Source organism: Corynebacterium sp. P3-F1, assembly GCF_030503635.1.
Lineage (GTDB): Bacteria > Actinomycetota > Actinomycetes > Mycobacteriales > Mycobacteriaceae > Corynebacterium.
Window position 1 is genome coordinate 417,726 of record NZ_CP129965.1, and the last position, 12,278, is coordinate 430,003.

8 protein-coding genes are annotated in these 12,278 nt (G+C 61.8%); 6 read left to right on the forward strand and 2 right to left on the reverse strand.

Annotated elements, in window-relative coordinates:
* The first annotated feature begins 8 nt into the window (after positions 1-8).
* From QYQ98_RS01980 to hrpA, 3 genes are all read left to right on the forward strand, one after another.
* A complete protein-coding gene (locus QYQ98_RS01980) occupies positions 9-2,585 on the forward strand; it encodes an RNA helicase (protein ID WP_302007102.1) in 2,577 nt (858 codons plus the stop codon).
* A 110-nt stretch (positions 2,586-2,695) separates the two neighbouring features.
* Positions 2,696-3,637 carry a hydrogen peroxide-inducible genes activator gene (locus QYQ98_RS01985; protein WP_302007103.1) on the forward strand — a complete coding sequence of 314 codons (942 nt, stop codon included), beginning with the start codon at positions 2,696-2,698 and terminating at the stop codon, positions 3,635-3,637.
* Between the two features lie 52 nt (positions 3,638-3,689).
* The gene (hrpA, locus tag QYQ98_RS01990; protein WP_302007104.1) at positions 3,690-7,643 is read left to right on the forward strand and encodes an ATP-dependent RNA helicase HrpA; all 3,954 of its coding nucleotides are present in this window, start codon (positions 3,690-3,692) and stop codon (positions 7,641-7,643) included.
* A 251-nt stretch (positions 7,644-7,894) separates the two neighbouring features.
* On the opposite strand, the gene nrdR is transcribed toward hrpA, so the two are convergent.
* Positions 7,895-8,359, reverse strand: a complete 465-nt coding sequence (nrdR, locus tag QYQ98_RS01995) for a transcriptional regulator NrdR (RefSeq protein ID WP_302007105.1) — start codon at positions 8,357-8,359, stop codon at positions 7,895-7,897.
* Between the two features lie 106 nt (positions 8,360-8,465).
* Complete coding sequence (locus QYQ98_RS02000) at positions 8,466-8,588, reverse strand: hypothetical protein (protein WP_302007106.1); 123 nt, start codon at positions 8,586-8,588, stop codon at positions 8,466-8,468.
* A 523-nt stretch (positions 8,589-9,111) separates the two neighbouring features.
* Here QYQ98_RS02000 and lexA point away from each other — a divergent pair.
* From lexA to QYQ98_RS02015, 3 genes are all read left to right on the forward strand, one after another.
* A complete protein-coding gene (gene lexA, locus QYQ98_RS02005; RefSeq protein ID WP_302007107.1) occupies positions 9,112-9,786 on the forward strand; it encodes a transcriptional repressor LexA in 675 nt (224 codons plus the stop codon).
* 133 nt (positions 9,787-9,919) lie between these two features.
* A complete protein-coding gene (locus QYQ98_RS02010) occupies positions 9,920-10,699 on the forward strand; it encodes a DeoR/GlpR family DNA-binding transcription regulator (protein ID WP_302007108.1) in 780 nt (259 codons plus the stop codon).
* Between the two features lie 530 nt (positions 10,700-11,229).
* Complete coding sequence (locus QYQ98_RS02015; RefSeq protein WP_302007796.1) at positions 11,230-12,273, forward strand: 1-phosphofructokinase family hexose kinase; 1,044 nt, start codon at positions 11,230-11,232, stop codon at positions 12,271-12,273.
* Positions 12,274-12,278: the final 5 nt, after the last annotated feature.

Sequence of the window (12,278 nt, forward strand, 5' to 3'; positions counted from 1 at the left end):
CAAGTACCGTGGGGGAGGTGACTTCCAACACCTCAGCACCGACGCTCGCCGACCATCTCACCGACCTTGGGGACGTACCGAGCTCGCTTATCGACGACGCCGTCTGGGATGCCTTCACCTCCTGGACCACCTCGCGCGGGATTAGGCTCTACCCGGCACAGGAGGAAGCGTCGCTGGCGTTGTTGGCCGGGGACAACGTCATCCTGGCCACCCCCACCGGCTCCGGTAAGTCCATGGTGGCCAACGCCGCGCACTTCATCGCCATGTCGCGCGGCCAGCGGTCCTTCTACACCGCGCCGATCAAGGCACTGGTGAGCGAGAAATTCTTCTCCCTGTGCGAGATCTTCGGACCCGAGAATGTCGGCATGATGACCGGCGACGCCACTGTCAACGGCGACGCCCCCATCATCGCCGCCACCGCCGAGATCGTGGCCAATATCGCACTGCGCGAAGGCGCGAAGTCCGACATCCGCCAAGTGGTTATGGACGAGTTCCACTACTACTCCGAGCCGGACCGGGGCTGGGCGTGGCAGGTGCCGCTGCTCGAACTGCCCAAGGCGCAGTTCCTGCTCATGTCCGCAACGCTTGGTGATACAGCGTGGCTCGAAGACGACCTCTCCCGCCGTACGGGGCGCAAAACCACGTTCGTCGGCGGTTCCGAACGCCCGGTCCCGCTCGACTTCCGCTACGTGTTCACCCCCGTGCACGAGACCATTAAGGAATTGCTGGCTGACGGCAAAGCGCCCATTTACGTCGTCCACTTCTCTCAGCGGGAGGCGACGGAGCGGGCGCAAGCGCTCACATCCATGAAGATCGTCAGCCCGGAGGAGAAAGCGGCAATCGCGGAAGCGATCGGCGATTTCCGCTTCACCACCACCTTCGGCAAGACCCTGTCTAAGCTGCTGCGCCGCGGCATCGGCATCCACCACGCCGGCATGCTGCCGAAATACCGCCGCCTCGTCGAGCGCCTTGCGCAGGCGGGGCACCTCAAGGTCATCTGCGGCACGGACACCCTCGGGGTGGGCATCAACGTGCCCATCCGCACAGTCTTGATGACGGGGCTGGCTAAATTCGACGGGACGAAGCAGCGCATCGTGAAATCCCGCGAGTTCCACCAGATCGCCGGACGCGCGGGCCGCGCCGGGTACGACACGGAAGGCACTGTCGTTGTCGAGGCACCCGAGCACGAGATCGAGAACGTGAAGCTGCGCCGCAAGGCCGGCGACGACCCGAAGAAGCTGAAGAAGATCCGCAAGAAATCTCCGCGCGACGGCGAGATCTCCTGGTCCGAGAACACCTTCAACCGGCTCACTGAAGCCGAGCCGGAAGAGTTGACCAGCCAATTCGCAGTGTCCAATTCGATGCTGCTCAACGTGGTCGCCCGCCCGGGCGACGGGTACGAGCACATGAAACACCTGCTGCGCGACAACCACGACACCCGGGCTAAGCAGAACCGCGACATTCTCACGGCCGTCGACTTGTTCCGCGGCCTCATTGCCGCCGAGGTGGTCGAGCGCACCCCGGACTCGCCGGCGTTCCGCCCGTACACGTTGACCGCGGAGCTCGACCGCGACTTCGCGCTCAACCAGCCGCTCGCGCCTTTCGCGCTGGCGTTCCTGACGTTGCTCGACCCCGCGAGCGAGACCTACGACCTCGACGTCATCTCGACCTTCGAGGCGATTCTGGACGATCCGCGCCAGTTGCTCCAGGCCCAACAGGCCGCCGCGCGTGGCGAGGAGATCGCGGCGCTCAAGGCTGACGGGGTCGACTACACAGAACGTATGGCGCTCGTCGAAGACGTCACGTACCCCCAGCCGCTGCGCGAGGAGCTCGAAGACGCCTACGAGACGTTCGTCCAGGGCAACCCGTGGGCGAAAGAATTCGACCTGTCCCCCAAATCCGTCGTGCGCGACATGCTCGAGCACGCCATGACATTCTCCGACGTCATCGCCACCTACGGTCTCGCACGCAGCGAAGGCGTCGTCCTGCGCTACCTCACCGACGCATGGCGCACCCTGTCGCACTCCATCCCCGACGCCTACATGACGCAGCGTCTCGACGACATCATCGTCTGGCTCGGCGAGCTCATCCGCCAGGTCGATTCATCGCTTATCGACGAATGGGCCCACATGACCGACGACACCACCCCCATCAGCCGCGACGACCTAGAACGCGAACTGGCCTTCGGTGTGGAGGATCCGACAGCGCTCACCGCCAACCGTCGCGCCTTCACCATCATGGTGCGCAACTATTTCTTCCGTCTCGTGGAACTCTTCGCCTACGAGAAAGAGAAGGAACTGGCGGACATGCTCGACTACATGGACTTGGCCGACCAACCGGACTGGCCAGCTCTCATGGACGACTACTTCGACGAGTACGACGACGTCGACCTCGATGCCGACGCCCGCGGCCCCGAATATTTCGCCCTCACCGATGCCGATCCTGGCTCACGTTCGTGGACCGTCACCCAGATCATTAAAGACCCAGATGGCGACAACGCGTTCCAGCTGCACGGCACCGTCGACCTTGATGCGTCCGACGCCGCCGGCGAGGTTCGGCTGAGCTCGCTAGAAATGTGCCACTGACCCGCGACAACCCTGGATTGAGCCACGAACACCCATGATTGAGTCGCGCGCGTGCAAAAAATAATTCCTAATTTCGTCCTACAACCTATCAATCCTTGTACTTTGAGAACATGAACAACAAGGAGTACCGCCCGACGCTGGCTCAAATCCGCACATTCGTCACCATCGCGGAGCACCGTCATTTTGGAACCGCGGCGAACCAGCTGCAGATCTCCCAGCCCTCGCTATCCCAGGCGCTCGTCGCCCTCGAAACAGGTTTGGGAATCCAGCTCATTGAGCGCTCCACCCGCAAAGTCATTGTCACCCCGGTCGGCGAGAGACTCCTGCCCTACGCGCAAGCGACGCTCGAAGCCGCCGAATCCTTCGTCCAGCACTCCCGCGGGGCACAGGGCGTGCTCACCGGACAGCTCACCCTGGGCATCATTCCCACAATCGCGCCGTACCTCCTTCCTGAGCTCCTTAGCATCGCCCAGGACCGCTACCCCGGCCTCGAGCCGAAGTTCGTGGAGGAGACCACCCCGGCGCTCATGGAGCAACTGCGCAGCGGCCAGCTAGACGCCGCCCTCATCGCTTTCCCCACCGGCGCGACAGGCTTGACCGAAATCCCCCTCTACACCGAGGACTTCGCCATCGCTGTCGCAGACAACCACCCACTAGCTGGCCGCGACGATGTCACGCTTTCTGAGCTTGACCAGTTGAACATGCTGCTCATGGACGACGGCCACTGCCTGCGCGACCAGATCATGGACCTGTGCCGCACAGCCAACCTCGACATGGCAGGAATGGCCGATTCCGTCACCCGGGCATCCTCTCTCACCACCATCATCCAGCTCGTCTCCGCTGGCTACGGTGCCACCCTGCTCCCCGTTAGTGCCGTGCCCGTCGAGTGCGCCCGCCCCAACGTCTCCGTCGCGCGCTTCGCCCCTAACGTCACAGCATCCCGAAATGTCGGTCTCGTGCACCGCTCCTCCTCCACACGCTCCGACGACTTCGTCGCCCTCGGAAAACTCATAGCGGATGCCTTCCAGGCGACCGTCGATAAGCGTGCCTAAGGCAGTTACGCGCTAGCCCCGCGCTGCGTGCGGGTACACTCGCGCGTTGACTATGACGAAACCTGACATCACCCGCGACCAGCTGTACCGCCGACTCGACGAGCTACCCATCGCCAGCGTCCGGCGATTCCAACGTCGCCTGAAAAAAGCGCGCTCCCAGCACGCACTCAGCCAGATCAGCGCGGACATGGATGCGGAGGCGGGAAAGGTCGCGGACGTCGATAAGCACGTGCCCGCGATCACGTACCCCGAAAATCTCCCCGTCTCCGCGCGGCGCGACGACATCAAAGCACTCATCCGCGACAACCAAGTCGTCGTCATCGCAGGTGAAACCGGCTCCGGCAAAACCACCCAGATCCCCAAAATGCTGCTCGAACTCGGGCGTGGACGCCGCGGGCTCATCGGGCACACACAACCGCGGCGCATCGCCGCGCGCACCGTCGCCGAACGCATCGCCGACGAACTCGGGCAAGACATCGGCGAAACCGTCGGCTACGCCATCCGCTTCGACGACCGCGTCAGCGACACCACCGCCGTCAAACTCATGACAGACGGCATCCTGCTCGCCGAAATGCAGCGCGACCGCTACCTCAACGCCTACGACACGATCATCATCGACGAGGCCCACGAGCGGTCCCTCAACATCGACTTCCTGCTCGGATACTTGAAGCGACTCCTGCCGGCGCGGCCCGACCTCAAAGTCATCATCACATCCGCGACCATCGATCCCGAACGCTTCGCCGCGCACTTTGCCGACGCTTCCGGCGAACCCGCCCCCATCATCGAAGTCTCCGGGCGCACCTACCCGGTGGAAATCCGCTACCGTCCCCTCGAAACGGAAATCGCCGGGAAAAACGGGGAGACCAAAGTCGTCGACATCGACATGCTCGACGGGCTTGTCGACGCCCTGAAAGAACTCATGGCCGAAGGCGACGGCGACATTCTCTGTTTCTTCGCCTCCGAACGCGACATCCGCGACGCCATGGAAGTCATCGAGAAACAGCACTGGCGCGGCGTCGAAGTGACGCCCCTGTTCGGCCGCCTGTCCAACGCCGAGCAGCACCGCGTATTCTCCCCACACTCTGGCCGCCGCATCGTGCTGGCCACCAACATCGCCGAGACCTCCCTGACTGTTCCCGGCATCCACTACGTCGTGGACACCGGGCTGGCGCGCATCTCCCGTTACTCCACCCGCACCAAAGTGCAGCGCCTCCCCATCGAGGAAATCTCCCAAGCCAGCGCCAACCAGCGCTCCGGCCGTTCCGGACGTACCGCCGACGGTATCGCCATCCGCCTCTATTCCGAAGAGAATTTCAACGCCCGACCCGAATTCACCGACCCGGAGATCCTGCGCACCAACCTCGCCAGCGTCATCCTCCAGATGATCAACCTCCGGCTCGGAGACATCGCCGACTTTCCCTTCGTCCAGCCGCCCGACGCCAAAGCAGTGCGGGACGGACTGCTGCTCCTCCACGAACTCGGCGCCATCACCGACAAAGAAGACCACGATGCGCCCGTCCTCACCGGCACGGGGCGCGACATCGCCCGCATCCCCGTCGACCCCCGCATGGCGCGCATGCTCGTCGAGGCAAACCGCCTCGGCGTGCTTCACGACGTCACCGTCATCGTCGCCGCCATGACCATCCAAGACGTCCGCGAGCGACCCCTCGAATACCAAGCGCAGGCGGATCAAGCCCACGCCCGATTCAAGGACAAAACCTCCGACTTCCTCGCGTCGCTCAACCTTTGGGACTACATCAAAGATTCCCGCGACGAGCTGTCCGGCAACGCCTTCCGCAAGCGCATGAAGAAGGAATTCCTCCACTACATGCGCATCCGCGAATGGTTCGACCTCGTGCGCCAACTCCGCGACGCCGAGAAGCAGTTGGGGTGGAAGAATATTTCCTCCGGTCCGGTTGATCCGGGCCAGTCGGCTGCTTCCGTCCCTTCCGCATCTTCCGACCGCGACTCGAACGCCATTCACCAGTCCCTGCTCACCGGCCTGCTGTCCAATATCGGGGCGCGCGACGGCAACTCGAAAGAATTCAAAGGGGCCCGCGGCACCCGCTTCATGATTTTCCCCGGGTCCGCCCTGGCCAAGAAGCCCCCCGAGTTCGTGATGGCCTCCGAGCTCGTCGAAACGTCCCGCCTCTGGGCCCGCGATGTCGCCGCTATCGACCCGTCCTGGGTGGAAAAGGTCGCGCGTGACCTGCTCAAGCACTCCTACTCGGAGCCAGTGTGGTCCCAGAAGCGCGCCGCACCGATGGTGCACCAGAAATCCATGCTCTACGGTGTCACCGTCGTCGCCGACCGCCTCGTGCCCTACCACCGCGTCGACATGGAGGCTGCCCGCGACCTGTTCATCCGCCACGCCCTCATCGAGGGCGAATGGAATGCCCACCACGCCTTCCTCAAACACAACGCCGCGCTTCTCAAGGAAGCGGCAGCCGTGGAGGAAAAGGTCCGCCGCCGCGGCATCGTCGTCGACGAAGACACCCTCTTCGAGTTCTACGACGAACGGATCCCCTCCGACATCGGCACCGGCCGGCACTTCGACGCATGGTGGAAAAAGAAGCGCCAATACGACGCTTCGTTCCTCGACTTCGACCCGGAGGCATTGCTTAACGACGCCTCCGCCGACTCCTCCGAAGCCGCCTTCCCCGACAAATGGCGCCAAGGCTCCATCAACTACAACCTGCAATACAAATTCGAGCCAGGAGATCCGTACGACGGTGTGACGGTGCTCGTTCCTGTGCCTCTGCTCGCAGGGTTGGAAGACATCGACTTCGACTGGCTCGTGCCGGGCCTCCGCGAAGAACTTGTCACCGAGCTGATCCGCTCCCTGCCCAAAGCGTTGCGCAAAACCGTGGTGCCAGCGCCAGAATTCGCAGAACGTGCAATGGGCAAGCTTGTCCCCTTCGAAGCTCCCATCGTTGAACAGCTTGCTGAGGTGCTCCGCTCCTTCGGGGGCCACGGCATCAACGGCATGGACTTCCGGCCGGAGGCCCTCCCGCCCCACCTGACCATGACCTTTGCAGCCGTCGACCGCCGCGGGAAGATCATCGACCACGACAAGGATCTCGCCTCCATGAAGAACCGCCAGGCAGGTCACATCACCTCCTCGGTGGCCAAGGCAACAAAGATGGCCGAATCCGATTCAGTCGCCGACTGGACCATCGATAGTCTCGGCTCGGTTCCCGAGACCGTCACCACCGAGATCGAAGGCAACCACATCGATGCCTTCCCGGCTCTTGAAGCCACCGCTGACGGCGTCCGAGTCAAAGTCTTTCCTACCAAAGCCGCCGCCGACGCGTCCATGATGACCGCGACACTTGCCATGCTCATGCGCAAGATCCCGGTCAACGTCACCCAAATGACGAAGGGGCTTCCACTCCGCCAGCGCGTGGCCGTCGATAAGTACCCCCACGGTGGTGCCGCTGGCCTTGTGGAAGATGCGCGTGTGTCAGCGATTCGCGACTTGATGTTGGCCAACGGCGGCCCCGTCCGCAGCCCCGAAGAATTCGACTCACTGCTGAACACCATCAAGCCCCAGGTACCCGGTGCTGTCCGTCGCGCCGTCGTCGGGATCGCAGGCGGCATCGTCGAATACGTCAACATTGCCGCAGAACTCGACAACTGGGACGGCCCCGCCATCGACGATATCCGGCAGCAAATGAAATTCCTCCTGCCCAACAACGCAGTCACCATTCACGGCATGGAGAACCTCCAACATCTTCCGCGGTACGTGTCCGCGATCCGTTTACGCCTCGACGACATGAAGCTAGATCCCGACCGCGATGCCGACCGCCAAGCAGTCGTTGACGATGTCAAGGCTTACCGTGATGCGAAACTTCAGCGTTTGCCTGCGCAACGAGCGAAATCCCGTGCCGTGAAGGACATCAATTGGCGAATTCAGGAATTAAGGGTGAGCCTTTTCGCGCAGCGCCTCGGTACTTCAAAGCCAGTCAGCCCCCGCCGGATTGAGAAGATGATCGACAAGCTGTAGAACGCCGTGCATGGGAAAGCCCAATATCGTGCGCCGAATGCCCGCGCGAAGGAACTCGATCGCTCTAAAGCTCAATCGGTATAGAGTTCAATCGACATAACGAGAGCGAACAGGTCGGGAGAAACTCGAGAACGATCCATCGCGGGCTACACATCAGCCCCAGCGGCCGCAACCCGAGCCCCAGCGCACGCGTGTCAAACCGCCAAATCTAACGCACTTCCTGGATACCTTTCCAGTGTGCGTGAACGGGGCTAGAGACTCTCCATTCCGCGGTCCTTCCGGCGCATGAGACGGATCTCGGATTCGAAGTCATCGGCGCTTTCAAACGATTTATACACTGACGCGAAGCGCAGATACGCGACTTCGTCGAGTGCCCGGAGAGGCTCCAGAATCGCCAGTCCGATTTCATTGGACGGGATTTGCGAGCTTCCGTGGCTGCGGACGATCTCTTCGACTTCTTGAGCGAGACGCTTCAGTGCATCGTCGGAAACATCGCGACCTTGGCATGCTCGGCGCACACCCACTATCAGCTTGTCGCGATCGAACGGTTCGCTGACACCGTTACGCTTCACAACCGTCAGTACGGCCTTTTCCATCGTGGTGAAGCGTCCCCCGCATTCCGTGCATTCGCGGCGGCGCCGGATGGCCGCCCCTCCGTCGACGAGACGAGAGTCGGACACACGGGAGCTGTCATTCTGACAAAAAGGGCAGTGCACGAAGAAAGATCCTACCCCGTTTGACTGACCGCTATATACGGTCAGCCCACCCCCAACCGTTCTCAGCACGGACCCCGGGTCCAAGCCCCGCCCCCGGGATCGGCTTCTACCGGATGACGGCTGCCATGTGCTGACTCGTCTCATCCGGGACGAATCCGGCATCCCCGCCGGCAAACGCACCGCCAAATGCAGATCCGACGATGAGCGCAATACCGAACAACGCCCCCATGATTGTGGCTCCGGCTTTCTCGTGGCGGCTTTCGACTCGTTCGTCTTCCTCCCGGAGATTTCCTACACGGCTCGGAACGACTGGTCCATATTTTCGATTCTCCGTGTCCAAGGTTCGAACACGCGATACATGCGCTCCATGTTCGCCGCCACGTTCAAGATCCCACACATCCGCGGGCGCGACGCGAAGAGTGCGGGTGGAGGAGTTAGCTTCAACAGTGTTGGGACGCGCAATTGAGATGGTCATTTGTCTTTCCTTTCCTTTGTTTGACTGCGATCTTATGAACCCTTCGAACCACACCCCACCAACCGTTCGAGCGCACGTTCGATAGATCCTATGTTCGATTTATAACAAGGGCCAGATTGTTTGTCCAACGATCGACGCTAAATTTCGAACAAGTTTGCTTACTCGTGGTAGACAAGAGACGAGGGAACCGAACGCAGGACAGCGTCGTCGAATTGTGCGAGGGGTTTCACCCCAGCCCGACGGACGATCTTCATCGAGAAGAAAGAGGACGCGGCCGATGCCGAAACGAGAAGACAACAAACCGGATTTGAAATCGTTAACTGTGCGCCAAAGGCGCATCCTCGAAGTGATTCAGGATGCTGTGGTCCTGCGCGGTTATCCACCAAGCATTCGTGAGATTGGGGATGCCGCAGGCCTGCAGTCCACGTCATCGGTTGCGTACCAGCTGAAGGAGCTCGAGAAGAAAGGGTTCCTCCGTCGGGACCCGAACAAGCCGCGCGCGGTAGATCTTCGCCACTTGCCGGAACCGGCAGGCCGCAAGAGGAAGAAAGCCGAGCCAACACCGGAGGAAGCCGCGGCACCGCGCTACATTCCCGTTGTCGGTCAGATTGCCGCGGGGAATCCGATTTTGGCGGAGGAGAACGTCTCCGATTACTTCCCGCTGCCCGAAGAACTTGTCGGCGACGGCGAGCTGTACCTGCTCCAAGTTGTCGGGGAATCAATGCGGGACGCGGGCATCCTCGACGGAGATTGGGTTGCGGTACGCACTCAGCCCGTCGCGGAGGAAGGGCAGTTCGTTGCAGCGCTTATCGACGGAGAGGCGACCGTCAAGGAGTTCCACAAAGACTCCACTGGCGTATGGCTACTGCCGCACAATGAGGCTTTCGCCCCCATTAAGGGCGATGACGCGGAAATCATGGGCTTGGTTATTTCCGTCTTCCGTAAGCTCTAGTCTCCCCGTCCGGGGGTGAAACGGACACACTCAAATTCTTTCAGACGCGTTTCGCCCGTCCGCGGGGGAATAATGGTCTCCGGAGCGTGACCGCCTCGCACGTGTCTTTTCGAGGCCCCGGAAGGAAGTGCCAATGTACGCCGAAGAACGGCGCCGCCAGATCGCATCCCTCACCGCTGTTGAAGGGCGCGTCAACGTCACGGAGCTTTCTGAGAAATTCGGCGTCACGGCTGAGACTATCCGCCGCGATCTCGCAGTCCTGGACCGCGAAGGCATCGTGCAGCGAGTACATGGCGGCGCTGTGTCGAACCGGTCATATTTGACCACCGAGCTTCCCCTCGACACCCGCTTGCGCTCAGCTACCTCAGCGAAGATGGCGATCGCAAAAGCTGCCCTCCGGTTCCTCCCCGACAAAGGTGGATCAGTCTTCCTCGATTCAGGCACAACGATCAATGTTCTTGCTGGCCTGATCAAGGACACCCCGGGGTCGTCGACGTTATCGTTCGTGACCAACTCCCTGCCTATCGCCGTAGATCTGTCAAGCGCTGGAGACCTCAACGTCCAGCTCCTCGGAGGCACGGTGCGCGCGATCACTCAAGCAGTCGTCGGCGACACAGCATTGCGCACGCTTGCGCTTTTGCGTGCCGACGTCGCGTTCATCGGCACCAACGCCCTCACCGTCGATCATGGTTTGTCTACCGCTGACGCGCAGGAGGCCGCGGTGAAATCGGCAATGGTGACAAATGCGGGCAAGATCGTGGTGCTTTGCGATTCCTCCAAGCTCGGCAGCGATTATCTGGTCAGTTTCGCTGCTTTGGACAGCGTCGACGTAGTCGTCACAGACACTGATGCACCTCCTTCATTCGTTGAGGAGCTCACCGAACTTGGTGTGGATGTCGTCCAGGCTGAATAGCACCTCCGCCCCTTTTCTCACCCGACTTCCCCGAATCGCATTTCGCGATTCGCGTCTGTGAAATCGAAGTAGGGGTTCGTTTTTCCTTCCTGTTCGGAAGCCGATCCTCGGCCGCACGGCCCGCCTTTTCTCCGTTCATGTAGCCATGCGGCTCGCCCCCCGTTTCTCTGGTAGCCATGCGGCTCGCGCCCCGTGCTCTCATAGCCTTGCGGCTCACCCCCCGTTTTTCTCGTAGCCTCGCGGCTCGCCTCCCCCGTCGTTCTCGATACCGTGCGCCCCGCATCCTTCCGACCCGCATTCCGACCCGCATTTGTTCCCGGCTATCTCAGCACCGCTTCTGTAAATCCGCGCCCACGCACCTCCTTGGTCGCTTCCATCCCCCACGACCCCCACTTATTCACCCCATTCTTGAGCAATCCCACAAAAACGGGCATAATCGGACATTAAGGAGTCATTCCCCGCACATGAAGGAGACCCTACCCCGTTCCGAATCGCTCCTCGACGGAGGGGAGCTGAAAGGGTTTTGTCCCGTGATCATCACGTTCACCGCTAATCCCAGTATCGACGCAACGATGAGCATCGACGCGCTCGAGGCTGGAGGTGTCCTTCGAGTTTCTGAGAGTCGCCGCGAAGCAGGCGGCAAAGGCATCAACGTATCCAACGCCGTTTTGAAAGCGGGTCACTCCACTATCGCAATCGCACCCGTAGGCGATAGCGATCCGTTCATCACATTGGTTGCCGCAGATGGAATCCCGCTTCATTCCGTCCCCGTCCCCGACCCCGTCCGCACAAACACTACCGTCACCGAAACCGACGGCCGCACGACGAAGTTCAATGAGTCGGGTGCGCGGCTGAACGAAACGTCGGTAAGGGGACTTGAAGCCGAACTCGTCGAGACTGCACGTGCAACGGGCGCTCGAGCCGCCGTGCTCGCCGGGTCTCTCCCTCCCGGTGCTCCGGCGGATTGGTACGCGACCTTGGTGCGCGCACTCCGTGAAGTCGGCAACGATCTGCTCATCGCTGTCGACACCTCCGACGAACCGCTCAAACAGCTGGGCAGGCAGTTGGAAGGGGGCGCACCGGACGTCGTTAAGCCGAATGCTTTCGAACTCGGTCAACTCGCTGGCCTCGACGGTGTCGAACTCGAGCGGCAAGCTGACCGCGGCAACCTCGACACCGTGGTCGCCGCCGGGCGGGAATTGGTCGACAAGGGCATCGGCGAAGTCCTCGTCACCCTCGGCGGCGCAGGCGCCTGCCTCGTCACCGCCGACGGGGCATGGCACGCCTCCACCCCACCTGCCAAAGTCAGCTCGACCGTCGGCGCAGGCGCCTGCCTCGTCACCGCCGACAGGGCATGGCACGCCTCCACCCCACCTGCCAAAGTCAGCTCGACCGTCGGCGCAGGCGACAGCTCCCTCGCCGGGTATATGCTCGCGCGACTCGACGGCCAGGACTTCCCCAACGCCCTCCGCAATGCCGTCGCCTACGGCACCGCCGCGGCAGCAAAACCCGGGACGGGAATCCCATCACCCGACGACATTGATCTCGCCCGCACCACCGTGCGGGAACTCTAACTGAA